The organism is Stenotrophomonas sp. YJH_SMC_82 (genome assembly GCF_059368875.1).
Genome location: NZ_JCAFSE010000002.1, coordinates 287,453 through 310,687, shown reverse-complemented (window position 1 = coordinate 310,687; position 23,235 = coordinate 287,453). Strand labels below are relative to the sequence as shown.

Genomic DNA, 23,235 nt, shown 5'->3' with positions numbered 1-23,235 from the left:
TGTCAGGCAAGGTTGTCAAGATGCTTGGTGAAAAATTGATCACGCCTTCTTGTGGAGTCGAGCCGTGCTCGACTGCCCTTGGCAAAGCGCGTGTCGACCGAGGTCGACACCTACCAGAGCAGGGCGACACGGCCAGTGACCACCAAGGTGGGCAGCGCTAGATCATCAACCGCAGTTCGCCGCCGCTGGTGGTGAATTCGCGGCCATTGCGAACCAGATGACGCCCGTCATCCAGCTCGTAACGCGGCGTGGATTCAGAGTGATGCCCGCTGCCATTCGCCTCGGGCTTGAACTCGATGATGATGTGGCTTTCGCCATTGCTGTCGACTGCAGGGAACTGACGGAACGACATCGCGTACCTCCTTCAGCGGATGCTGCTGATGCGAGGCCAGCTTGGTCCGGCCGATGTTAGCCGGCCGTCATCAATCGATGAACTGCAGTCGTGCCAGTTCAGCGTACAGTCCGTCTTCGGCCAGAAGCTGGGCATGGGTACCTTCGGCCACGATGCGGCCCTGGTCCATCACCACGATGCGGTCGGCCTTGAGCACGGTGGCCAGGCGGTGGGCGATGACCAGCGTGGTGCGACCGGCCATCAGCCGCTCCAGCGCCTGCTGCACGCTGTGCTCGCTCTGTGCGTCCAGCGCGCTGGTGGCTTCATCGAGCAGCAGGATCGGCGCGTCCTTCAGCAGTGCGCGGGCAATCGCCACGCGCTGCTGCTGGCCACCGGACAGGCGCGCACCGCGTTCGCCCAGCTCACTGTCGTAGCCCTGCGGCAACGCGCGCAGGAAGCCGTCGGCCTCGGCCGCACGCGCGGCAGCTTCGACCTCGGCGTCACTGGCCTGCAGGCGGCCATAGCGGATGTTGTCGCGTGCACTGGCCGCGAACAGCGTCGGCTGCTGCGGCACCAGCGCCAGCTGCGCGCGCAGCTCGGCCGGATCGACCTGGCGAACGTCGATGCCATCCACGCAGATGCGGCCGCTGGCCGGATCGTGGAAGCGCAGCAGCATCGACAGCACCGTGCTCTTGCCCGCGCCCGACGGGCCGACCAGGGCCACCGTCTCGCCCGGGCGGACATGCAGGTTGAAGTGGTCCAGCGCGGCCTGGTCCGGACGTTGCGGATAGTGGAACACCACGTCGTCGAACTGGATTTCGCCGCGCAATGGTTGCGGCAGAACGTGCGGCTGCGCCGGCGCACGGATCTCGATGTCTTCCTGCAGCAGCTCGCCAATGCGGCCCATGCCACCGGCTGCACGCTGCAGTTCGTTCCACACTTCGGCCAGCGCGCCCACCGAGCCGCCGCCGATCAGCGCGTACAGCACGAACTGCCCCAGCGTGCCGGCACTGAGGCGCCCGTCGATGACATCGTGCGCGCCCAGCCACAGCACGCCAACGATGGCGCCGAACACCAGCAGGATGGCGCTGGCGGTGACCAGCGACTGCGCACCGATGCGTCGGCGCGCGGCGCCGATGGCATCGCCCAGTGCCTTGTCGAAGCGTCCGCGCTCGTAAGGCTCGCGTGCATGTGCCTGCACCGTGCGCACGGCGCCCAGCGTCTCGCTGGCCAGGCTGTTGGCATCGGCGATGCGGTCCTGGCTGCTGCGTGCAACCGTGCGCAGCTTGCGCGCGCCGATGATGATCGGCAGTACCGCCAGTGGGATGCCGAGCAGCGACCATGCCGCCAGCCTGGGGCTGGTGACGAACAGCATGGCCAGGCTGCCGACCACGGTGACGCTGCTGCGCAGGGCGACCGACATGGTCGAGCCGACCACGCTGCGCAGCAGTTCGCTGTCAGCGGTCAGGCGCGAGACCAGTTCGCCGCTACGGCTGCGGTCATGGAAACCGGCACCGAGCTGGATCAGGTGTGCGTACAGGCGGCTGCGCAGGTCGGCCACGACTTTTTCGCCAAGCAGCGACACGAAGAAGAACCGTGCGGCCGTTGCCAGTGCCAGCACCACCGCCACCAGCATCAGCAGGGCGAAGGCACGGTTGATCTGGCCACCGCTGGTGAAGCCGTGGTCGATCATCTGCTTCACGGCGGGGGGCAGGCTCAGCGTGGCGGCCGAAGAGACCGCCAGCGCCAGCAGCCAGGCGGTGAACAGCCCGCTGTGGCGGCGCACGAACGGCCACAGCGTCCTCAGGCTGCCGAGGCGGCGCAGCGGTGGGGCCGAGGCGGGGGCGTCGTCCTTGTCAGTCATCCTGGTCGTCGTCTTGTATGCGGATACGGTCACGGGTGGCGTCGCGCAGGCGGATTTTCAATGCATCGACCTGATCGGCCGGCAATTCGACCCGCAGGCACACGCCGTTGGCATCGAACTGTTCATCGCGCTTCACGGCGCCGAAGCTGGGAAGGGTGGCATGCAGGGTGCCCAGATCCTCGAAGCCGGCCAACAGCTGCAGCCGGGCCATCGCCACCAGCGGCAAGCGCGGGGCGGTACGCAGGCATTCGGCGGCGGCGCCACCGTAGGCGCGCACCAGTCCACCGGCGCCCAGCTTGATGCCGCCGAACCAGCGCGTTACGACCACCATCACCCGGTCGAAGCCCTGGCCGTCGATCGCAGCCAGGATCGGCCGCCCAGCGGTGCCGGCGGGCTCGCCATCGTCACTGGAGCGGTAGTCCTGGCCGTGCCGGTAGGCCCAGCAGTTGTGGGTTGCGTCGGCTACGGCCACCTGTTGCAGGAACGCCAATGCTGCCGCGGCGCCATCGATCGGCGCGGCATGGGCAATGAAGCGGCTGTGTTTGACTTCCAGCGTGTGGCTTACCGGCTGGGCGAGGGTATCGGGCATTCCCGCCATTCTACGGGGTCGCCAGAGGTCACTGCCCGCTTCAGTCGTCCAGCAGCGGGCGCAGGTCGCGCGGCAGGCGTGCTTCCGGATACTGCTGCACATAGCGCTCCAGGCTGGCGCGGGCCAGGTCGCGCTGGCCGTCATCGCGGCGCGCGCGGATCTTTTGCAGCCACTGCCGTCGCGGCAGCTGTGCATCGGCGTCCACCTCGGCCTGCACGGCATCCGCACTGAGCCGCGCGTCGGCGCCGCGGCGCATGACGCCGGGCGCGGAGCGGCTCGGGGCCTGCCGCTTCATCGAGGTGATCTCTACCCGATCCAGTGCCTGCGCCCGTTCCGCATCGGCAGCGTTGGCCACTGGCGCCTCGGCGCTGCGTGCTTTCAGCGCCCCTGCCGGGGCCGGCGCCAATGCCGGTGCAGGTGCCGAATAGGCAGCCGGTGCGGGAGGCGCGGGCGGTGCCGCTGCCGGTGCGGTGGCCAGACCAGGCGGGAGCGCCGCAAAGGACGTATCGGCGGCCGCATCCGCTGCCATCGCTCGTGCAGCCTGGGCCGGAGCTTCAGCAGTCTCGGTCGGCGCAGGCTTGGCTACCCGCGCGACGGACGGCGCCGGGGGAGCGGCAACAGGGGCCGCCTCGGGTGCTGCAGGTTCGGTGGCCGTTTCCGATGCGGCAACCGCGCTGTCGGCTGGACTGCTCCCAGCGGCCTGATCGGCGGCCGCGACGTCTGCCGCAGCGGGCGCCGCGGCAACAGCGGCCTCGCCTGCCGGAACCGGCGGCGGTTCCGGGCGCAGCTGCCAGGCGATGCCGATGGCGAACACCATCGAGGCGGCGATGCCGAACACCGCCGGCCAACGCGGACGTGTGCGCTGCCTGCGCGGCGCCTCGGCGGAGACAGCAGCATCGGCCGCCGGTGCGTGCACGGCAGCGCGCGCCGCGGCCAGGATGGTGGCGTCCAGCGCGGCCGGCGGGGCCTGTTCGACGCGACGGCCGAGCAGGCGCGCCAGCTCGCGTTCTTCCGGCGTCAGCGGTTCGTCTCGGTTCATGCGTTCAATCCCGCACGCAGCTTGTCCATCGCATAGCGCAGCCGCGATTTCACGGTTTCCCGGCCTACGCCGGTGATCTGGCCGATCTCCTCCAGGCTCAGTTCCTGATCCAGCCGCAGCTGCAGCACTTCGCGCTGCTCGGGCGGCAGTTGCTCCATCGCCAGCTGGATGCGGCGACGTTGTTCGAGTTCGGAAAGCTCGGCTTCCGGGGTCTGCCCGTCCTCGATCGCGGCCAGGCGCAGGTCGGCGTCGGCCGGTGCGGCAGGGCGATGGCGAGCGGCCCGCCAGTGGTCGTTCAGGCGGTTGTGGGCGATGCGGAACAGCCAGGTGCTGAATGCAGCGTCAGGCTGCCAGCCCGCGCGCGCGCTGATCACCCGCTGCCAGACATCCTGGAAGATCTCCTCGGCCAACGCGTTGTCGCGCAGTTGCCGCAGCAGGAAGCCGAACAGGCGCTTGCGATGGCGTGCATACAGGCTTTCGAACGCGCGCAGGTCGCCACCGGCCCAGGCCAGCATCAAGGCTTCATCGGTTGGCAGTGCGCTGGCTTCCACAGCGTACAGGGTAAGGCCTGCAGGCGGTGGCGCATAGCCGGTGACGGGGGCGGGCAGGGCGAGGTTCATGGCGTGGAAGCGGCTACGGGCAGGAGGAAAAACGTACGGGCGCACGATTCGGGGTTTACGGGCTTCCATTGCCCCCCGGGTGGCGCGCTATGCTCGGCGGCTCAGGGGAGGCGACGCACAGACGGCGCCGAGAGATTGTCATTTGTCCACGCACGTTGAACCGGCGGAAGAGCCACCACACGAGGCCGTGCTGAGCACGGCGCTGGTGCGCGCATTGCATGCGCTGCTGCCGGACTCGGCCGTGGTCCGCGTTGGCTGGGATGACCCGCAGCTGGGCCGCGGACAGGGCGGCTGGCCGGCTGTCGCGGCGGCCGACGCGTTGACGGTGCCCGGCGTGGGCAACGGTTGCCATGGCTGGGAATATGACGGTGCCCGCCTGCAGTTGTCGGTCGAAGGTGCCGTGCCTTCAGCGGCGTGGTGGGGGCTGGCCCGGCAGGCCATGGAGCTGGCGCTGCAGCGCGGTCGCCAGGCCGGGCAGATCAAGGCGCTGGAAGAAGCTGAACGGCTGCAGCAGGCGCTGTTCCAGATCGCCGATCTGGCTGGCGCCGACCTGGAGATGTCGGAGATGCTGCGTCACGTGCACGGCGTGCTTGGCACGCTGATGTACGCGGAAAACTGCTACATCGTCGAGTACGACGATGTCCGCGACCAGATCCGCTTCCTGTACTTCGCCGACCAGGTCGATGACTTCGTCGCCGATCCGTCGCAGAGCCATGACGCCGATGAGATGCCGCGCAGCCTGACCGTGGCGTTGCTGCGCCACGGCAAGCCGCTCAGCGGCCCCTCGCGCGAGTTGCTGGCGCGCGTGGTCGAGCAGGAGCACGACCCGCAGCGTGGACCGGAGAGCCTGGACTGGCTGGGCGTGCCGATGCTGCGCGATGGACGGGTATGCGGCGCCATCGTGGTGCAGAGCTATGAGCTGGCGGCCCGTTATGGCGAGGCCGAGCGGGCGCTGCTGGGTTTTGTCGCGCAGCACGTGCAGACCGCGATGGACCGGCGCCAGGCGCAGGTCCGGCTGGAACAGCAGGTGGAGCGGCGCACGCTGGAGCTGCAGCGTGCCAACCACAGCCTGCAGGATGAAGTGGCCGAGCGCCGCCGCGCAGAGCAGCTGCAGACCGCGCTGTACAACATCGCCGAGATGGCGATGTCGGCCGACAGCCTGGCCCAGTTCTACGGGCAGGTGCATGGCGTGGTCGGGCGCCTGCTTGACGCGCGCAATTTCTACATCGCGCTGGTGAACGGGGCCGGCAGCGGCCTGGACTTCGTCTACTCGGTGGACGAGCACAACGCCAGCCGTGCGCCACGCCCGTTCAGCCGCGGCCTGACCGAGTACGTGGTGCGCAACCGGCGTCCGTTGCTGGCTTCGCGGCAGCAGATCGACGCACTGCTGGCCAGCGGCGAAGTGCGCGAATCGGGCGCACGTTCGCATTGCTGGCTGGGTGTGCCGCTGCTGCGCGATGACGAGGTGGTCGGCGCGATCGTGGTGCAGAGCTACAGCGAGAACAGCACTTTCAGCGTGCACGATCAGCGCTTGTTGACCTTCGTTGCACAGAACATCGGAACCGGGCTGGCGCGCCAGCGCGACCAGCAGCAGCTGCGTTCGGCGCATGCCGAGCTGGAAAAGCGCGTGGAGGAACGTACCCGCGAGCTGGCCGAGGTCAACGAGAAGCTGCTCGGGCAGATCGGCGAGCGCCTGCGTGCCGAGCAGCGCCTGACCCATCAGGCCATGCACGATGCGCTGACCGGCCTGCCCAACCGCCTGCACCTGCTTGATCGCCTGCAGGATGCGCTGGCGCTGGCCAAGCGCGAGGGTGGGCCGGTGTTCGCCGTGCTGTTCCTCGACCTGGACCGCTTCAAGCTGGTCAACGACAGCATCGGCCACGCTGCCGGAGATCGCATGCTGGTGGAGGTGGCCAAGCGCATCGTATCGATGGCCGGCACCGATGACGTGGTGGCGCGGCTGGGCGGCGATGAGTTCGCGGTGCTGCTGCAGTGTCCGCAGGGGCTGGCACAGGCGCTGGAGTTCGGCCAGCGGCTGTTGCTGGCACTGCAGGAATCGATGTGGATCGCCGGGCGCGAACTGTTCCCGTCCGGCAGCCTGGGCATCGCCTTGTGGAACCCGCGCTACCGGACCGGTGAAGAACTGCTGCGCGACGCAGACGCGGCGATGTACCGGGCCAAGGCGCAGGGTCATGACCGCTGCGCGATCTTCGACGAAGACATGCGCGAAGAAGCGATGCGCAGCCTGGACCTGGAAGCGGATCTGCGGCGTGCGATCAACAACCGCGACTTCGTGCCGTTCTACCAGCCGATCGTGCGCCTGTCCGATGGCGAAGTCGTGGGGCACGAGGCCTTGCTGCGCTGGCGCCACGAGCGTCGTGGCCTGTTGCTGCCCGGGGCGTTCCTGGAGCTGGGCGAGGAAAGCGGCCTGATCGAGCAGGTCGACTGGCTGATCTACGAACAGGTCATCGCGGGACTGGCCGAAGGCGGCCACGGCTATGTCTCGGTGAACGTATCGCCACGCCATTTCCGCTCGGCCGAGTTCAGTGGCCGCCTGTTCGGTCTGCTCGATGCATGCGGCGCCGACCCGCGCCGGCTGCGCCTGGAGATTACCGAGGTGGCGCTGCTGGATGATGGCCCGCACACGCTGCGCATCCTGCAGGGCCTGCGCGAGCGTGGCATCCAGGTGCAGCTGGACGATTTCGGTACCGGCTTCTCGGCGCTGTCCTACCTGCACCGCTTCCCGATCAGCACGTTGAAGATCGACCAGAGCTTCATCGCCGGCCTGCATGGGCCGGAAGTGCAGAGCACGCGCGCGCTGGTCGAGGGCGTGCTGTCACTGGCCCGCACCTTGGGCATCGAAACCATCGGCGAAGGCATCGAGACCGAAGCGCAGCGGCAGACGCTGCGCGAACTTGGTTGCGACTACGGCCAGGGCTACCTGCTGGGCCGCCCGGCGCCGTGGGACGGCGCGGTGGCCTGAGCCACCGCGCCGGGTCGCCTCAGCGCAGGGCGGAGCGACGCTTCTCGTCGATCCACTTGGAAGCCTGGGCCGGCTGATAGTTCTGCATCCACTCCAGCATTTCCTCGATGTCCGAGCCGTACCACAGGTCCTGGCGCTGGTCCGGATGCAGGAAGCGCTCTTCCACCATGCGATCGATCATGCCGATCAGCGGGGCGTAGAAGCCTTCCACGTCGAGGAAGGCGCATGGCTTGTTGCCGATGCCCAGCTGGCGCCAGGTCAGCATCTCGAAGATCTCTTCCATGGTGCCGAAGCCGCCGGGCAGGGCGACGAAGCCATCGGCGAGGTCGAACATGCGCGACTTGCGCTCATGCATCGAACCGACGATCTCCAGTTCGGTCAGGCCGCGGTGGGCCACTTCCCAGTCGGCCAGCTGGCGCGGGATCACGCCGGTCACCTCCCCGCCGGCGGCGAGCACGGCATTGGCCACGGTTCCCATCAGGCCGACGTTGCCGCCGCCATACACCAGGCGCAGGCCGTCACGGGCGATGCGATCACCCAGGGCAATGGCGCGTTCGGTGTAGGCCGGCTTGCTGCCAGCGTTGGAACCACAGTACACACAGATCGATTTCATGGATCTTCCTGTCTCTTGGCCGGAAACGAAAACGCCCCGTCGCCAACCGCAGGGCGGTCAGGGACGGGGTGTCGGTGGATTATGAGGCCTTGACAGGCCTTCTGTAGAGCCGAGCCACGCTCGGCTGCGCTTCGTTCAGATCGCGGCAAAGGCTGAGTCGAGCATGGCTCGACTCTACAAACGCCAAGCAGGCTTACGCGGCAGCCGCCTGTTCGCGGCGCGGGCCTTCACGCAGGGCGCGGCCCACCATGCCGACCAGCAGGTCCAGCTCATCGCTGTCCATGCCGAAGTGCGGGGTGAAGCGCAGCGAATTCTCGCCGCCGTGGATCACGTTGATGCCGTGCTGGCGCAGCCATTCCTCGGTGGAATTGGCGCCGTAGCACTTGAACTGCGGGGCCAGCTCGCAGGAGAACAGCAGGCCGGTGCCCTGCACCTTGGTGATCAGGCCACCCAGTTCGCTCTTGAGCTGTTCCAGCTTGCGCACGGCCTCGGCACCGCGCTCGGCGATGTTGGCACGCACCTGCGGGGTCAGCTGCGCCAGGGTGGCACAGGCCACGTCCAGCGCGCGTGGGTTGCTGGTCATGGTGTTGCCGTAGATGCCCTTGCGGTACAGCTGCGCGGCGTGCTCGGTCACCGCCAGCACCGACAGCGGGTACTGCGCGGCGTTGAGCGCCTTGGAGTAGGTCTCCATGTCCGGCGGATCCAGGCCTTCGAAGCCCGGGTAATCGACCACCGACAGCACGCCATGCGCGCGCAGGCCAGCCTGGATCGAGTCCAGCAGCAGCAGGCTGCCGTGCGCACGGGTCAGCTCACGGGCCACGGCATAGAACGCCGGCGGCACCGAACGGCCCGGGTCGCCTTCGCCCATTACCGGTTCCAGGAACACCGCCTCGATGAACCACTGGTTGCGTGCGGCGTCCTCGAACACATTGCGCAGGCCGGCCTCGTCGTACGGCGCCACGGTGATCACCGAATCCTCGCCGCGGTAGCTGGCCAGGTGCTGCATGTAGCTCTTGCGGCTGGAATCGGAATACAGGGCAGGGCGGTCGGTACGGCCATGGAAGCTGCCCTTGACCACCACGCGCTTGATCGTGGCGCCGGCGTGGCGCGCGCCCGGGTCGGTCTGCAGCTTGGCGTTGACGTCGGCGATGCGCGCGGCCAGGCCAACCGCCTCGGAGCCGGAATTCAGGCACATGAAGCGCGCGAACGGGCAGCCGCCACGGCGGTGGCCGATCTCGGCGCGCAGGGCCGTGATGAAGCGCTGCTGCGACAGGCTGGGGGTCATGATGTTGGCCATCACCTGTGGGCGTGCCATCGCCTCCAGCACGGCATCCGGGGTGTGCCCGAAGCCGAGCATGCCGTAGCCGCCGGCGTCGTACAGCACCGCGCCCTTCAGGGTGACCACCCAGGGGCCACGCGCGGCCAGCGCCACGTACGGGGTCACTGCATCATCGGCGTAGAAATTGACGAAGCCGTCCTGCATCGCGTCGATCTGCGCCTGTTCGTCCTGCGCCAGCAGCGGCCCCAGGTCGGCCTGCACGCGCGCGAACTCCTCGGCGGCGGCATCCACTGCGGCGATCAGCTGCGGGTGGCGGACGGACAGGGCGGTCAGGGTGGCGTCGTCCAGGCCGGTGGTGAGGCGGGTGCCGGGCTGGGTGCGCAGGGGGGCGAGGCGTTCGATGAAGCTCATTGCAGATCTCCTGAAACGATGGGTCGCACGGGCCTTCAAAAGCAAAACGCGCGTCAACGCGCGCTTGGGGACAGGCTCGTGCAGCGGACTTCCGACTCGATGCTAGCACTTGTTTTTTTGCGCGATAACCCCGCAAAAACCTGCTGCATAGCAGCATTTTGCGCGACGTTCGCCGCGAAGCACGCCGGCTCGCAGACGCTGGACGTACAATGCGCGCCATTGTCGACCTGTTGCCGCCCACTGCCTTGAAGAAGTCTGATTTCAACTACGACCTGCCGGCCGAACTGATCGCGCAGGCGCCCCTGGCCGAGCGTTCCGCCAGCCGCCTGCTGCTGGTGCCGCAAGCCCCCGCCGCGTTCACCGACCTGCAGGTGCGTGACCTTCCGTCGCTGCTGCAGCCGGGCGACCTGCTGGTGTTCAACGACACCCGGGTGATCCCGGCGCGCCTGTTCGGGCAGAAGGCCAGCGGCGGCCGCGTGGAGATCCTGATCGAGCGCTTGCTCGGCGGCCAGCAGGCCCGTGCTCAGGTGGGCGCCAGCAAGTCGCCGAAGGCCGGCAGCCGCATCGCGCTGGATGCCGGTGGCGAAGCCGAGGTGCTGGGCCGCGATGGCGAGTTCTACGTGCTGCAGTTCCACGTGCCCGAGTCGCTGGAGCAGTGGCTGCTGCATGCCGGCCGCCTGCCGCTGCCGCCGTACATCCAGCGCGAGCCGGGCGTGGACGACCGCGAGCGCTACCAGACCGTGTTCGCGCGTGAAGTGGGCGCGGTGGCGGCACCGACCGCGGGCCTGCATTTCGACGAACCGTTGCTGGCCGCACTGAAGGAAAAGGGCGTGGAGTTCGGCCACGTCACCCTGCACGTGGGCGCGGGCACCTTCCAGCCGGTGCGTGCCGAAGACCTGAAGGACCACGTGATGCACCGCGAGTGGCTGAATGTCGGTGCCGAACTGGTGCAGCAGGTGCGGCGCACGCGCGCCGCCGGCGGCCGCGTGATCGGCGTCGGCACCACCGTGGTGCGCGCGCTGGAAAGCGCGATGCGCGATGGCGAGCTGCTGCCGTTCGCCGGCGAGACGCAGATCTTCATCACCCCGGGCTACCGCATCCGCAGCGTCGACGCGATGGTGACCAACTTCCACCTGCCGGAAAGCACGCTGCTGATGATGATCTCCGCGTTTGCCGGCAAGGAGCGCGTGTTCGAGGCCTACCAGCACGCGATCGAGCAGCGCTACCGCTTCTTCAGCTACGGCGACGCGATGCTGCTGTTCCCGCAGGCGGGGTAGCGCGCCCCGGGAGGGCAGGGGCCCCCTGTGGGTGCGCACCTTGGTGCGCACGCCTTCTTGGGAGACAATAGGCAACTATTTGCCCCAATGACCGCTCCATGTCCCGACTGCAGTTCCAGCTCCAGACCCGCGACGGCCGTGCCCGCCGTGGCCGCCTGACCTTCCCGCGTGGCACGGTGGAAACGCCGGCCTTCATGCCGGTGGGGACCTATGGCTCGGTCAAGGGCATCCTGCCGGACCAGGTGCGCGCGCTGGGCGCCGAGATCATCCTCGGCAATACCTTCCACCTGTACCTGCGCCCGGGCCTGGACATCATCGCCGACCACGGCGGCCTGCACGGCTTCTGCCGCTGGGATGGCCCGATCCTGACCGACTCCGGCGGCTTCCAGGTGTTCTCGCTGGCGCACCGCCGCAAGATCACCGAGCAGGGCGTGACCTTCGCCTCGCCGACCGACGGCGCACGGGTCTTCCTCGGTCCCGAGGAGAGCATGAAGATCCAGAAGGTGCTCGATTCGGACATCGTGATGATCTTCGACGAATGCACCCCGTACCCGGCCACCGAGGACGTTGCCCGCCGTTCGATGGAGTTGAGCCTGCGCTGGGCGCAGCGCAGCCGCAACGCGCATGACGAACTGGGCAACGACGCGGCCCTGTTCGGCATCGTCCAGGGCGGCGTGCATACCGACCTGCGCAGCCGCTCGGCCGATGCCCTGCAGGCGATCGGCTTCGACGGCTACGCCATCGGCGGCCTGGCCGTGGGCGAGCCGGAGCACGAGCGCAACGCCATGCTCGACCACCTGGACCCGGAGCTGCCGGGCGACCGCCCGCGCTACCTGATGGGCGTGGGCCGGCCGGAGGACCTGGTCGAGGGTGTCGCACGTGGCGTGGACATGTTCGATTGCGTGATGCCGACCCGCAACGCCCGCAACGGCCACTATTTCACCTCGTTCGGCACCGTCCGCATCCGCAACTCCCAGTACGCGCGCGACATGGACCCGATCGAGCCGGGTTGTGGCTGCGTGGCCTGCACCGGCGGCTACACCCGTTCCTACCTGCGCCACCTGGACCGCTGCAACGAGATGCTGGCGCCGATGCTGGGCACCCTGCACAACCTGTTCTACTACGAAAAGCTGATGGCCGACATCCGCGCGGCGATCGAGGCGGGAACCTTCCTGGCCTTCCGTGAGTCCTTCTACGCGGCACGCGGGGCGGTGGCCCCGCCGCTGTAACCCGAACGCCCCCTGCCAAACGGCCCAAGGACGAACGCCCGGGGCCGTGGCATACTTCAAGGCTGACCCAGATCCGCGGTCGACACCCCCGTCCCTGAAGGGACGGGAGCGCCGCCCAACCAAAGGACCAACGATGAACCTGCTTGCTTTCCTGATTCCCGCCGCCCACGCCCAGGCCGCCGGCGGCCAACCGCAGGGCATGGGCCTGACCACGCTGCTGTTCCCGATCATCCTGATCGCCATCATGTACTTCCTGATGATCCGCCCGCAGATGAAGCGGCAGAAGGAACACAAGTCCATGCTGGAGAAGATCAAGCGTGGCGACGAAGTGCTGACCAACGGTGGCATCGCCGGCAAGGTCACCGACATCGGCGACAACTTCATCACCATCGAAGTGGCCGAGAACGTGCGCATCCGCGTGCAGAAGGGCGCTGTCGGCAGCGTGCTGCCGACCGGCACCCTGGATTCGGCCAAGTAAGCCACTCCCTTTCCGAAGCACAACCGCGGCGCCGGGGATGGCGCCGCGCGGGACCCAAGCAATGCTCGAATTTCCACGCTGGAAGTACGTCGTCATCCTGATCGTACTGGCGCTCAGTGCGCTGTACGCGCTGCCCAACATCTACCAGAAGGACCCGGCCATCCAGATCACCGCCAACCGTGGCGGGCAGATCGACGATGCGCTGCGCGTCCGTGTGCTGGCCGACCTGAAGAAGGCCGGGGTCACTGCCATCGGTGCCGAAAAGGAAGGGGAAAGCCTGATCGTCCGCCTGCCGGACCTGAAGTCGCAGTCTGCGGCCAGCGATGCCCTGCGCGACACCGTCGGCGAGAAGTACACGGTGGCCCTGAACCTGGCCTCGACCGTGCCGGACTGGCTGGCCCGGCTGGGCGGTCGCCCGATGGTGCTCGGCCTGGACCTTCAGGGTGGCGTGCACTTCGTGCTGCAGGTCGACCAGAAGGCCGCCCTCGACAAGCGCCTGGATGCCTACACCGAAGACGTGCGCGGCACCCTGCGTGACGCCCGCATCGCCTACCAGTCGGTGGAGCGCCGTGCGGACAACAGCATCGTGGCCAACCTGAGCCCGTCCGCCGGTGACGACGCCGCGCAGCGTGCCCGTGCCGCCCTGGTCAAGGCACAGCCGACGCTCGGCTATGACGTCAGCGGCAACCGCATCACGGTCACCGTGCCGGAGACCGAGATCACGCAGATCGCCAACGGCGCCATCGAGCAGAACATCAACACCCTGCGCAACCGCGTGAACCAGCTCGGCGTGGCCGAGCCGATCATCCAGCGCCAGGGTGCCGACCGTGTGGTCGTGCAGCTGCCGGGCGTGCAGGACACCGCCGAAGCCAAGCGCATGATCGGCGCCACCGCCACCCTGGAGTACCGCGCGGTGGTCGAGGGCAATGCGCAGGACGCCATCAATTCCGGCCGCATCCCGCCGGAAGCGAAGGTCTACCAGCAGCGTGATGGCCGCGGCCCGATCCTGCTGAACAAGCGCGTGATCGTCACCGGTGACCAGATGGTCGGCGCGCAGGCGGTGACCGATTCGAACAGTGGCTCCCCGGCCGTCAGCGTGACGCTGAACAATGTCGGCGGCCAGCGCATGTTCGACTTCACCAGCGCCAACGTGAACAAGCCGATGGCGGTGGTCTACACCGAACGCGTGCCGACCGTGACCGTCGTCGACGGCCAGGAAGTGCGTGGCTTCAAGGTCAACGAGGAAGTGATCTCGGTGGCCAACATCAACGGCGTGTTCGGCAAGAACTTCCAGACCACCGGCCTGCAGAAGAAGGAAGCCGAGGACCTGGCCAAGCTGCTGAAGTCCGGCTCGCTGGCCGCGCCGATGGACTTCGTCGAAGAGCGCGTGGTCGGCCCGAGCCTGGGCGCCGAGAACGTCAAGAACGGCATGCGCGCGGTGGTGTTCGCGTTCCTGTTCACCCTGGTGTTCTTCAGCATCTACTACCGCATGTTCGGTGTGATCACCTCGGCGGCGATGCTGTTCAACCTGCTGATCGTGGTGGCGGTGATGTCGCTGTTCGGCGCCACCATGACCCTGCCGGGCTTCGCCGGCCTGGCGTTGTCGGTGGGCCTGTCGGTGGACGCCAACGTGCTGATCAACGAGCGTATCCGTGAAGAACTGCGCGCCGGCGTGCCGGGCAAGACCGCGATCGTGACCGGTTACGAGCGTGCCTCGGGCACCATCCTCGACGCCAACCTGACCGGCCTGATCGTCGGCGTGGCGCTGTTCGCATTCGGTACCGGTCCGCTGAAGGGCTTCGCGCTGACCATGATCATCGGTATTTTCGCCTCCATGTTCACTGCGATCACCGTGTCGCGTGCGCTGGCGACGCTGATCTACGGCCGTCGCAAGAAGCTCCAGAACGTGGCCATCTGACGGGACGACACGCACAATGAAACTGTTTCCGCTGCACATCCTCCCGAACGACACCAAGATCGACTTCATGCGCTGGCGCCATGTCGCCATGGCAGTCACCATCGTGGTGTTCCTGGCCTCGGTCGCCATCATCGGCATCAAGGGCTTCAACTACGCACTGGACTTCACCGGCGGCACCCTGATCGAAACGCGTTTCGAGAAGGCCGTGGACGTCGAGCAGGTCCGCGCCAAGCTGGAGCAGAACGGCTTCGACGGTGCCCAGGTGCAGAGCGTCGGTGGCAATACCGACCTGCTGATCCGCCTGGCGCCGCACGGCGAGCATGCGCCGGGCACCGGTGATGCCGCTGCCGAGGACAAGGCCACCGCCGCGGCCGTGGTGAAGGTGCTGTCCAGCGCCGACAACCAGGCCACGGTGATGAGTACCGCATTCGTCGGCCCGCAGATCGGCAAGGACCTGGCGAAGAACGGCCTGTACGCCACCATTTTCATGCTGGCCGGCTTCCTGATCTACATCGCGGTGCGCTTCGAATGGAAGTTCGCGGTCACCGCCAGCATCGTGGCGATGTTCGACCTGATCGTGACGGTCGCCTACGTGTCCCTGCTGGGCCGTGAGTTCGACCTGACCGTGCTGGCCGGCCTGCTGTCGGTGATGGGCTTTGCGATCAACGACATCATCGTGGTGTTCGACCGCGTCCGCGAGAACTTCCGCAGCCTGCGCGTGGACTCGATGGAGGTGCTGAACCGTTCGATCAACCAGACGCTGTCGCGTACGGTGATCACCGCGGTGATGTTCTTCCTGTCGGCGCTTGCCCTGTACCTGTACGGCGGTGCGTCGATGGAAGGCCTGGCCGAGACGCACATGATCGGTGCGGTGATCGTGGTGCTGTCCTCGATCCTGGTCGCGGTGCCGATGCTGACGATCGGCTTCCTGCGCGTCAGCAAGCAGGACCTGCTGCCGAAGGCGAAGGACGTCGAGGCCCTGGCCCGTCGCCCGTAAGCATCTGCTGCATGCGGCACACAGAGAACCCCGCGCAAGCGGGGTTTTTTGTGTGCAGGGCTTGCAGCCCTGCACCCGCGGTAGTGCCGGCCGCTGGCCGGCAACAGCAACAGCAACAGCAACAGCAACAGAGTGCATTCCGTGGTTGGGCGGGACGGTGTCGGAGTGCGGGGACGCCGCAAGTACGTCCGTGTAGGCTTGGCAGCCGCATCCATGCGGCTGACACCCCGCACTCCGACACCGCCCCGCCTCTGACAGATTCCTGCGGCTGTTGGTAGGTGTCGACCTTGGTCGACACATCTATCAGATATCGATAATCAGACTGGAATCAGATCTACCATGTCGACCAAGGGCGACACCCACCAGAGCAGAAAGCCGTCCTGGCAGATCGCGGAGAACTGTCGAGGGCGGGGTGGGTCCGGTTGAGGGGGCGTGAGCCGCATGGATGCGGCGACCGAGCTTACATGGACGTACTTGCAGCGTCCCCCGCAACCGGATCCACCCCGCCAACCCACAGGAACCCCGCTTTTGATGCTGCTGTTGAGGTTGCCGGCCAGCGGCCGGCACTACCGCGTGTGCAGGGTGCAGCCCTGCAAAGAGAAACCCCACCCTACGCCAGCGTCGGTTGTGCAATCGTCCCCCGCGCACTACGATCCTGCGGTTCGCGCGCGCAGGCGCGCGCCCGTATTCCTGCTGAGCGCCCCGTGCGCCGCATCTGCCAACCCGAGGTATCCATGGTCATCAAACCGCGCGTCCGCGGCTTCATCTGCGTCACCACCCACCCGACCGGCTGCGAGGCCGCGGTCAAGCAGCAGATCGACTACATCCGCGCGCGCCCACCGATCCAGAACGGTCCCAAGCGGGTGCTGGTGATCGGTGCCTCGACCGGCTACGGCCTGGCCGCGCGCATCACCGCTGCCTTTGGCAGTGGCGCCGCCACCCTCGGCATCTTCTTCGAACGGCCGGGCAGCGAGACCAAGCCGGGCACGGCGGGCTGGTACAACTCGGCTGCGTTCCACAAGTACGCCGACGAAGCCGGCCTGTATGCCAAGAGCATCAACGGCGATGCCTTCTCCGATGAAGTGAAGGCGAAGACCATCGAAATGATCAAGGCCGATCTCGGCCAGGTCGACCAGGTTGTCTACAGCCTGGCGGCGCCGCGCCGCAAGCATCCGAAGACCGGCGAGATCATCAGCTCCTCGCTGAAGCCGATCGGCGAGCCGATCACCCTGCGTGGCCTGGATACCGACAAGGAGGTGCTGACCGAGACCCACCTGCAGCCGGCTACCCCGGAAGAGATCGCCGGTACCGTCGCGGTGATGGGCGGCGAAGACTGGCAGATGTGGATCGACGCGCTCGCCGATGCCGGCGTGCTGGCCAACGGCTGCACCACCACCGCCTTCACCTACGTGGGCGAAGAGATCACCCAGGCGATCTACTGGAATGGCTCGATCGGTGCGGCCAAGAAGGACCTGGACACCAAGGTGCTGGGCCTGCGCGAGAAGCTGGCCAAGATCGGTGGCGATGCACGCGTATCGGTGCTGAAGGCGGTGGTGACCCAGGCCAGCTCGGCCATTCCGACCATGCCGCTGTACCTGTCGCTGCTGTTCAAGGTGATGAAGGAAAAGGGCACCCACGAAGGCTGCATCGAACAGCTGGACGTGCTGTACGACATCCTCTACGGCGGCAAGGCCGACGGCGTGGCGATCGATCGCCTGCGCCACGACCTGGTCGATGGCGATGGCCGCACCGTTGCGCTGATGGATGAGGAAGGCCGCCTGCGCGCCGATTACAAGGAAATGGCCGCAGATGTGCAGGGCAGGGTGGTCGCGCTGTGGCCGCAGGTGACCAACGAGAACCTGTACGAGATCAGCGATCTGGCCGGCTACAAGGCCGACTTCCTGCGCCTGTTCGGCTTCGGCGTGGAGGGCGTGGACTACGAGGCCGACGTCAATCCGGACGTGAAGATCGAAAATCTGGTCGACATGACCTGATCAACGAAAAGGCCGGCGAACGCAGGCCTTCTCGTTTGTGTAGAGCCGAGCCATGCTCGGCTGCTCTTCGCTTGAGTCCCGCAGCCGAGCGTGGCTCGGCTCTACAGAGAGGCGTCACCCGAACTCGAAGCCCATCTCCGGCAGCGCCGGGCCGACGAAGTCGCCCTGCACGTAATCCACGCCGGCACTGAACAGCAGCGTCATCGAGTTGGCATCGCTGACGAACTCGGCAATGGTGCGGATACCCGCTTCCTGTGCGCGCGCGGTGATCTGGCTGATGCGGTCGATGTTCTCGCGCGTGGCGGCCAGGTCGCTGGTGAAGCCCCGGTCCAGCTTGAGGAACTGCGGCTGGAAGTGGGCCAGCAGCTGGAATGAATCCAGCCCCGAACCGAACTGCTCCAGGCCGATGCGGCAGCCCACCGGCGCCACTTCGGCTAGGAACTGCTGCGCACTGCGCAGGTGGGTGAAAACCTTCGCTTCCGGCGCATGCAGCCACAGCCGTTCGCCGGGCACGCCCTGTGCCTGCAGTTCGCGGCGCAGCGTGGCGATCATCTGCGGGTCCTCGAACGATTCCGGCGTCACCTTCACCAGCACCTGGGTGGCGTTGCCTTCGCGTGCCCGCTGGCCGAGCACCGCGATGGCCTGCGAGACCACCCAGCGATTGATGTCGGCCAGCAGGCCGTGTTCCTCGGCGATGCCCAGGAACGCGGTCGGGCTCAGCAGCTCGCCATTGTTCTCCAGGCGCAGGTAGGCCTCGTACAGCTCCAGTGGCTCGCCCTGCAGGTTCAGCACCGGCTGGTAATGCAGCTGGAAGCCGTCGCCGGCCAGCGCCTCGCGGATGCGCGCAACCCAGCGCTGTACGCGTTCTTCCTCGACACGGTCGGCGGCAGCCGGGTCGAAGATGCGGCAGGTGTTGCCCAGTTCGGCGGCGGCCTGGGTGCAGTCGCTGGCGCGCGCCAGCACCTGGCCGATGCTGGCGATCTTCTCGCCCACCTGCACGCCACCGATGCTGACCGTCACCGTGGCCGAGCGTGCGCCGATGCTGAAGACATGTGCGGCATAGGCTTCGCGGATGCGCTCGGCCAGCGCCACGGTCTGCGCGTAGGGCCCGGCCTGCAGCACGGCGAAATTGTGTTCGCCGAAGCGGGCCAGTTGCGCGTCCTCGCCGACCACCTCGGCCAGCAGGGCGGCGAGAGCGCCGATCAGGATGTCGGCCGACGCCAGGCCGATATCCGGCAGCAGGCGCGCGTAGTGGTCAGGCTCGATCAGCAGCAGGCCGAACTGACCCTCGCTGCGCCCGGCCTGGGCCACCGCGCTTTCCAGCTGCAGCATGAAGGTCGGGCGATTGAGCAGGCCAGTGACCTGGTCGCGCTGGCGCAGGTCCTCGACCTCGCGTGCCAGCTCGGGGTCGAACTCCATGCGGCGGCGGAGCACCACCTGCAGGCAGGACTCGCCCTCGTAGGTGGCCGCGGCAAATTCCATCGTCGCCGGGAAGGAACTGCCGTCCTCGTGGCGCGCGTCGAGCTGGTACTGCGGCGGCGGCGCCTCGCCACGGCTGAGGCCTTTGAGCAGCTGTTTGAAGCCCTCCACGTGCTGGGCGGCGACCATGTCCAGCAGCGAAATGCCTTCGATGTCCTCGAAATGCTCGTAGCCGAACATCTCCAGATAGGCGTCGTTGGCGCGGATGTGCATGCCTTCATGCACATAGGCGATGGGGTCGCGCGAGGAGGCGATCAGCGCGTCGCAGCGGCGCTCGGTCTCGCGCATCTGCGCCTCGATCCGGCGCAGGCCGCGACGCGCCTGCAGGTCGACCCACTGGTCGCGGACCACGGCGAGCAGATGCTCGGGGCGCTGGCGCAGGGCGAGGGCGCGGATGCCATGGCTGCTGGCTTGCACCAGTTCGTCCTCGTCGATGCGCTCGGCCAGCAGCACCAGCGGGATGTCCTTGCCGCTGGCGGCGATGTGCTGGGCCGCCAGCTGCAGCGGGATGCCCTGCGAAGGCGAGGCCAGCACCAGGTCGATGGCCTGGCTGGCCAGCACCTGGGCCAGCTCGGCCGCATCCTGCGGGCGCCACGGGCGTACCGCGATGCCGCTGTTGCGCAGGGTGCTGACGATGGCTTCGGCATTCTCGCCGCTGTCATCGACGATCAGCAGGCGGATGGTGATGTCGTTCGCGTTCTGCATGCACTGCTCCCCAATCTGCGAATCTAGATACACGATGCGCGGCGAACCGTCCATGCGCGCACCCCTGGCGCGCGTCGAACGGCGAAGTGGTTCACACCACGCCGCCCGCTGCGTGGCCGCTGGCCCAGGCCCATTGGAAGTTGTAGCCGCCCAGCCAGCCGGTCACGTCCAGCACCTCGCCAACGAAGTGCAGGCCGGGCACGCGCTTGGATTCCATCGTCGAGGATGACACTTCGGCGGTGTCCACGCCGCCCAGGGTGACCTCGGCGGTGCGGTAGCCTTCGGTGCCGCTGGCCACCAGCGGGAATGCGCCCAGCAGCTGCGCGGCCTGGCGCAGCACCGGCTCGTCCAGCTGGCGCACGGGCCGGTCGGGCAGCCAGTGCTCGCACAGGCGTTGCGCCAGCCGCTTCGGCAGTACCTCGCCCAGCACCGTGCGCAGCTCGGCGGCCGGGCGGTCGCGCTTCATCTGGCGCAACCACTCGCCGGCATCCTGGCCCGGCAACAGGTCCAGCTCCAGCGCATCGCCGGGCTGCCAGAACGACGAAATCTGCAGGATGGCCGGGCCGCTTACGCCACGGTGGGTCAGCAGCATGAAGTTCTGGAAACTCTTTCCGTTGCAGCGCGCCTCGATCGGCAGTGCGACGCCGCTGAGGTCGGCCAGCCGCTCCTGGTGCTTGCCGCTGAGGGTCAGCGGCACCAGCCCGGCGCGGGTCGGCAGTACCTGGTGGCCGAACTGGCGGGCCACCTCATAGCCAAAGCCGCTGGCCCCCATGCTGGGAATCGACAGGCCACCGGTGGCAACCACCAGCGAGGCGCAATGGAACAGGCCCTGGGTGGTGTGCACGCGGAAACCATCGCTGCCGTGCTCGATGCGCTGCACGCTGCACTCGGTACGGATCTGTACGCCGGCCGCCTGGCACTCGTCCACCAGCATCTTCACGATCTGCTTGGACGAGATATCGCAGAACAGCTGCCCCAGTTCCTTTTCGTGATAGGCGATGCCGTGCTTGTGCACCAGCTCGATGAAATGCCAGGGCGTGTAGCGGGCCAGCGCCGACTTGCAGAAGTGCGGGTTGGCCGACAGGAAGTTGGCCGGGGTGGTGCCGGTGTTGGTGAAGTTGCAGCGGCCACCGCCGGACATCAGGATCTTCTTGCCGACCTTGTTGGCATGGTCGATCACCTGCACCTGGCGGCCGCGCTGGCCGGCAGTGATCGCGGTCATCAGCCCGGCTGCGCCGGCACCGATGACCACCACATCGCAACGGATGGTGCTCATGCCTTGGCGCGCTTGCGCCAGTCCGGGATCACGTCGAGCTGGATCTGGTCGTTGAGCAGCTGCACTTCGCCGTCCTGGATCAGCACGCTCCAACGCATGGCACGCTGGATCTGCTGGCCCCAGCGCTCGACGAATTCGCCGTCCAGAGCGACCACCGAAAGATTGTCGAAGCGCGCCAGGCCCTTGCCCTGCTTGCTCCACCAGATCTCCGAGGCGTTGCCGCCGTAGTTGACCACCTGCACCTGGCGGCTGCGATTGCTGGCCTTGCGGATGCGCGATTCGTCCGGATGGCCCAGGTCGATCCACTGCAGGATGTCGCCGGTGTAGTCGTGTTCCCACAGATCGGGCTCGTCATCGGTACTCAGGCCGCGGCCGAACTCCAGGCGATCGCCGGCGTTCAGCGCGAAGGCGAGCAGGCGCACCATCAGGCGCTCGTCGGTCTCGGACGGATGCTGGGCCAGGGTCAGGTTGTGGGTCGCGTAGTAGCCGCGATCCATGTCGCTGATCTGCAGTTCGGCCTTGCGGATGGTGGCGGTAAGAGCCATGGGGGATCCGTGGACTAAAGAGGACAATGATAGAGGTTTGCTCCGGGGGTGTCCGTGGCCGGACTGTCTGCGCACCGTCAACGGTGGCACTCTTGCGCTCTTTCCCGTGGCCGGAGTGGACGCCATGAGCTTGCCCAGCCGGTTGCAGCTGCCGCCCGGCCCCTGGGCCACCCTGCTGGATGGCCTGTGTGCACGTTTTCCGCGCATCGCGCGCGCGCAATGGCAGGATCGCTTCGCGCGCGGCCGTGTGCTGGACGCACAGGGCAGGGCGCTCACTGCGGACATGCCCTGGCAGGTCGGGCTGGACATCCAGTACTTCCGCGAGGTGGCCGACGAACCGGTGATCCCCTTCACCGAAACCATCGTCCATCTGGATGCGCACCTGCTGGTGGCCGACAAGCCGCATTTCCTGCCGGTGACACCGGCGGGCGGGCATGTACGCGAGACGCTGCTGGCGCGGCTGGTCGCCCGCACCGGCAATGCCGATCTGGTGCCGCTGCACCGGCTGGATCGGCTGACGGCCGGGTTGGTGCTGTTCTCGACCCAGCGTGCGTCGCGCGATGCTTACCAGCGCCTGTTCCGTGAGCGGCGCATCGAAAAGACCTATGAGGCCTTGGCACCGGCGCTGCCGGGGCGGGAGTTTCCGCTGCAGCGGTACAGCCGCCTGGTGCCGGGCGAGCCGTTCTTCCGCATGGCCGAAGTGCCCGGCGAAGCCAATGCGCGCAGCCGGATCGAGCTGATCGAGGCCGAAGGGCCGATCTGGCGCTACCGGCTGCTGCCGGAAACCGGCCGCAAGCATCAGCTGCGCGTGCACATGGCCATGCTGGGGGCGCCGATCATGGGTGACGACCTGTACCCGCAGCTTCGGCAACGGGCACCGGACGTAGCCGAGGCGCCGCTGCAGCTGCTGGCGCGGGCCCTGGCTTTCGATGACCCGTTGAGTGGTGCACGACGGATGTTCAGCAGCGGCCGCAGCCTGAGCCTTCCGGCTTAGGGCGGCCAGGCGCTCAGCGGGCCGGGCGTCGCGCCAGCCAGCGGTCCAGCTCGGCGGCGAACAGCTGCCGGTCGCGGGGGCCCAGGGGCGGCGGTCCGCCGGTCTGGACCCCGGCGCCGCGCAGTTCCTCCATGAAATTGCGCATCGACAGTCGCTCGGCCATGTTGTTCGGTGTGTACAACTGGCCGCGCGGGTTCAGCGCGACGGCCTGCTTCTCCAGCACCAGCGCGGCCAGCGGGATGTCCTGGGTGACCACCAGGTCCCCCGCGGCGACCCGCTCGACGATGGCGCTGTCGGCCACGTCCAGCCCCTGCGGCACCTGGATCGAGCGCAGCCAGCGCGAGGGCGGGGTGCGGATCCACTGGTTGGCGACCAGGGTCAGTTCGATCCCGACCCGTTCAGCCGCACGGAACAGGATGTCGCGGATGACGGTGGGACAGGCGTCCGCATCCACCCAGATGCGGGGAGAGGCGTGTTCAGCGGGGGTTTCAGCTTCAGTCATTTACCCAGTGTAGGGTAGGAAAAACCTGAATGGGGACTCGGAGTTAGCCGCGAGAGGCTGCCAACCCTTGTCACGCCTAGCGGGTGACGTATTCCCATGAACGTCGGGGCTA

General features: G+C 67.5%; 19 protein-coding genes. 8 read left to right on the top strand and 11 right to left on the bottom strand.

What is annotated here, in order from left to right:
• Nucleotides 1-157 precede the first annotated feature (157 nt).
• The 5 genes from AC5P53_RS09030 to AC5P53_RS09010 form a co-directional block, all read right to left on the bottom strand.
• Entirely contained in the window at nucleotides 158-352 is a 195-nt protein-coding gene (locus tag AC5P53_RS09030) for a hypothetical protein (RefSeq protein ID WP_014646818.1), read from the bottom strand.
• Between the two features lie 70 nt (nucleotides 353-422).
• Entirely contained in the window at nucleotides 423-2,195 is a 1,773-nt protein-coding gene (locus AC5P53_RS09025; protein ID WP_180835788.1) for an ABC transporter transmembrane domain-containing protein, read from the bottom strand.
• On the bottom strand, nucleotides 2,188-2,784 hold the full coding sequence (locus AC5P53_RS09020) for an IMPACT family protein (protein ID WP_032960562.1): 597 nt from the start codon (nucleotides 2,782-2,784) through the stop codon (nucleotides 2,188-2,190). The genes AC5P53_RS09025 and AC5P53_RS09020 overlap by 8 nt, the downstream gene beginning before the upstream one ends.
• 40 nt (nucleotides 2,785-2,824) lie before the next feature.
• Nucleotides 2,825-3,823 carry a hypothetical protein gene (locus tag AC5P53_RS09015; RefSeq protein ID WP_241886699.1) on the bottom strand — a complete coding sequence of 333 codons (999 nt, stop codon included), beginning with the start codon at nucleotides 3,821-3,823 and terminating at the stop codon, nucleotides 2,825-2,827.
• Entirely contained in the window at nucleotides 3,820-4,338 is a 519-nt protein-coding gene (locus AC5P53_RS09010; protein ID WP_241887016.1) for an RNA polymerase sigma factor, read from the bottom strand. The genes AC5P53_RS09015 and AC5P53_RS09010 overlap by 4 nt, the downstream gene beginning before the upstream one ends.
• A gap of 247 nt (nucleotides 4,339-4,585) precedes the next feature.
• Here AC5P53_RS09010 and AC5P53_RS09005 point away from each other — a divergent pair, with 247 nt between their 5' ends.
• On the top strand, nucleotides 4,586-7,426 hold the full coding sequence (locus AC5P53_RS09005) for a bifunctional diguanylate cyclase/phosphodiesterase (protein WP_069117163.1): 2,841 nt from the start codon (nucleotides 4,586-4,588) through the stop codon (nucleotides 7,424-7,426).
• 19 nt (nucleotides 7,427-7,445) lie between these two features.
• On the opposite strand, the gene AC5P53_RS09000 is transcribed toward AC5P53_RS09005, so the two are convergent.
• Nucleotides 7,446-8,039 (bottom strand): LOG family protein, encoded by a 594-nt coding sequence (locus AC5P53_RS09000; protein WP_014036864.1) that lies wholly within the window; start codon nucleotides 8,037-8,039, stop codon nucleotides 7,446-7,448.
• A gap of 193 nt (nucleotides 8,040-8,232) precedes the next feature.
• A complete protein-coding gene (locus AC5P53_RS08995) occupies nucleotides 8,233-9,729 on the bottom strand; it encodes an aminotransferase class III-fold pyridoxal phosphate-dependent enzyme (protein WP_241886700.1) in 1,497 nt (498 codons plus the stop codon).
• Between the two features lie 209 nt (nucleotides 9,730-9,938).
• On the opposite strand from AC5P53_RS08995, the gene queA reads away from it, so the two are divergent.
• The 6 genes from queA to fabV all read left to right on the top strand — a co-directional run bounded on the left by queA (nucleotide 9,939) and on the right by fabV (nucleotide 17,622).
• A complete protein-coding gene (gene queA / locus AC5P53_RS08990; protein WP_014646825.1) occupies nucleotides 9,939-11,006 on the top strand; it encodes a tRNA preQ1(34) S-adenosylmethionine ribosyltransferase-isomerase QueA in 1,068 nt (355 codons plus the stop codon).
• 98 nt (nucleotides 11,007-11,104) lie between these two features.
• The gene (gene tgt / locus AC5P53_RS08985) at nucleotides 11,105-12,235 is read left to right on the top strand and encodes a tRNA guanosine(34) transglycosylase Tgt (protein WP_014646826.1); all 1,131 of its coding nucleotides are present in this window, start codon (nucleotides 11,105-11,107) and stop codon (nucleotides 12,233-12,235) included.
• Nucleotides 12,236-12,368: 133 nt separating this feature from the next.
• On the top strand, nucleotides 12,369-12,713 hold the full coding sequence (yajC, locus tag AC5P53_RS08980; RefSeq protein WP_014036867.1) for a preprotein translocase subunit YajC: 345 nt from the start codon (nucleotides 12,369-12,371) through the stop codon (nucleotides 12,711-12,713).
• A gap of 61 nt (nucleotides 12,714-12,774) precedes the next feature.
• Nucleotides 12,775-14,631: a protein translocase subunit SecD gene (gene secD, locus AC5P53_RS08975; protein WP_241886701.1), complete on the top strand. Its 1,857-nt coding sequence runs from the start codon at nucleotides 12,775-12,777 to the stop codon at nucleotides 14,629-14,631.
• Nucleotides 14,632-14,647: 16 nt separating this feature from the next.
• Entirely contained in the window at nucleotides 14,648-15,628 is a 981-nt protein-coding gene (gene secF, locus AC5P53_RS08970; protein ID WP_014646828.1) for a protein translocase subunit SecF, read from the top strand.
• Nucleotides 15,629-16,362: 734 nt separating this feature from the next.
• Nucleotides 16,363-17,622 carry an enoyl-ACP reductase FabV gene (fabV, locus tag AC5P53_RS08965; RefSeq protein ID WP_495227306.1) on the top strand — a complete coding sequence of 420 codons (1,260 nt, stop codon included), beginning with the start codon at nucleotides 16,363-16,365 and terminating at the stop codon, nucleotides 17,620-17,622.
• Between the two features lie 114 nt (nucleotides 17,623-17,736).
• Here fabV and AC5P53_RS08960 read toward each other — a convergent pair whose 3' ends face one another.
• From AC5P53_RS08960 to AC5P53_RS08950, 3 genes are all read right to left on the bottom strand, one after another.
• The gene (locus AC5P53_RS08960; protein ID WP_241886702.1) at nucleotides 17,737-19,806 is read right to left on the bottom strand and encodes an EAL domain-containing response regulator; all 2,070 of its coding nucleotides are present in this window, start codon (nucleotides 19,804-19,806) and stop codon (nucleotides 17,737-17,739) included.
• Between the two features lie 91 nt (nucleotides 19,807-19,897).
• Nucleotides 19,898-21,082, bottom strand: coding sequence for a BaiN/RdsA family NAD(P)/FAD-dependent oxidoreductase (locus tag AC5P53_RS08955; RefSeq protein WP_032960467.1), 1,185 nt, complete (start codon nucleotides 21,080-21,082; stop codon nucleotides 19,898-19,900).
• Entirely contained in the window at nucleotides 21,079-21,627 is a 549-nt protein-coding gene (locus AC5P53_RS08950; protein WP_014646832.1) for a YaeQ family protein, read from the bottom strand. Before AC5P53_RS08950 ends, AC5P53_RS08955 begins: the two co-directional genes overlap by 4 nt.
• 124 nt (nucleotides 21,628-21,751) lie before the next feature.
• Here AC5P53_RS08950 and AC5P53_RS08945 point away from each other — a divergent pair, with 124 nt between their 5' ends.
• Nucleotides 21,752-22,621: a pseudouridine synthase gene (locus AC5P53_RS08945; RefSeq protein WP_014646833.1), complete on the top strand. Its 870-nt coding sequence runs from the start codon at nucleotides 21,752-21,754 to the stop codon at nucleotides 22,619-22,621.
• A gap of 13 nt (nucleotides 22,622-22,634) precedes the next feature.
• On the opposite strand, the gene AC5P53_RS08940 is transcribed toward AC5P53_RS08945, so the two are convergent.
• Entirely contained in the window at nucleotides 22,635-23,123 is a 489-nt protein-coding gene (locus AC5P53_RS08940) for a YaiI/YqxD family protein (protein ID WP_014646834.1), read from the bottom strand.
• Nucleotides 23,124-23,235: the final 112 nt, after the last annotated feature.

Coding starts and splice junctions, on each gene's coding strand:
- AC5P53_RS09030 (WP_014646818.1), bottom strand. CDS start 352: ATGTCGTTCCGTCAGTTCCCTGCAGTCGACAGCAATGGCGAAAGCCAC.
- AC5P53_RS09025 (WP_180835788.1), bottom strand. CDS start 2,195: ATGACTGACAAGGACGACGCCCCCGCCTCGGCCCCACCGCTGCGCCGC.
- AC5P53_RS09020 (WP_032960562.1), bottom strand. CDS start 2,784: ATGCCCGATACCCTCGCCCAGCCGGTAAGCCACACGCTGGAAGTCAAA.
- AC5P53_RS09015 (WP_241886699.1), bottom strand. CDS start 3,823: ATGAACCGAGACGAACCGCTGACGCCGGAAGAACGCGAGCTGGCGCGC.
- AC5P53_RS09010 (WP_241887016.1), bottom strand. CDS start 4,338: ATGCTGGCCTGGGCCGGTGGCGACCTGCGCGCGTTCGAAAGCCTGTAT.
- AC5P53_RS09000 (WP_014036864.1), bottom strand. CDS start 8,039: ATGAAATCGATCTGTGTGTACTGTGGTTCCAACGCTGGCAGCAAGCCG.
- AC5P53_RS08995 (WP_241886700.1), bottom strand. CDS start 9,729: ATGAGCTTCATCGAACGCCTCGCCCCCCTGCGCACCCAGCCCGGCACC.
- queA (WP_014646825.1), top strand. CDS start 9,939: ATGCGCGCCATTGTCGACCTGTTGCCGCCCACTGCCTTGAAGAAGTCT.
- tgt (WP_014646826.1), top strand. CDS start 11,105: ATGTCCCGACTGCAGTTCCAGCTCCAGACCCGCGACGGCCGTGCCCGC.
- yajC (WP_014036867.1), top strand. CDS start 12,369: ATGAACCTGCTTGCTTTCCTGATTCCCGCCGCCCACGCCCAGGCCGCC.
- secD (WP_241886701.1), top strand. CDS start 12,775: ATGCTCGAATTTCCACGCTGGAAGTACGTCGTCATCCTGATCGTACTG.
- secF (WP_014646828.1), top strand. CDS start 14,648: ATGAAACTGTTTCCGCTGCACATCCTCCCGAACGACACCAAGATCGAC.
- fabV (WP_495227306.1), top strand. CDS start 16,363: ATGGTCATCAAACCGCGCGTCCGCGGCTTCATCTGCGTCACCACCCAC.
- AC5P53_RS08960 (WP_241886702.1), bottom strand. CDS start 19,806: ATGCAGAACGCGAACGACATCACCATCCGCCTGCTGATCGTCGATGAC.
- AC5P53_RS08955 (WP_032960467.1), bottom strand. CDS start 21,082: ATGAGCACCATCCGTTGCGATGTGGTGGTCATCGGTGCCGGCGCAGCC.
- AC5P53_RS08950 (WP_014646832.1), bottom strand. CDS start 21,627: ATGGCTCTTACCGCCACCATCCGCAAGGCCGAACTGCAGATCAGCGAC.
- AC5P53_RS08945 (WP_014646833.1), top strand. CDS start 21,752: ATGAGCTTGCCCAGCCGGTTGCAGCTGCCGCCCGGCCCCTGGGCCACC.
- AC5P53_RS08940 (WP_014646834.1), bottom strand. CDS start 23,123: ATGACTGAAGCTGAAACCCCCGCTGAACACGCCTCTCCCCGCATCTGG.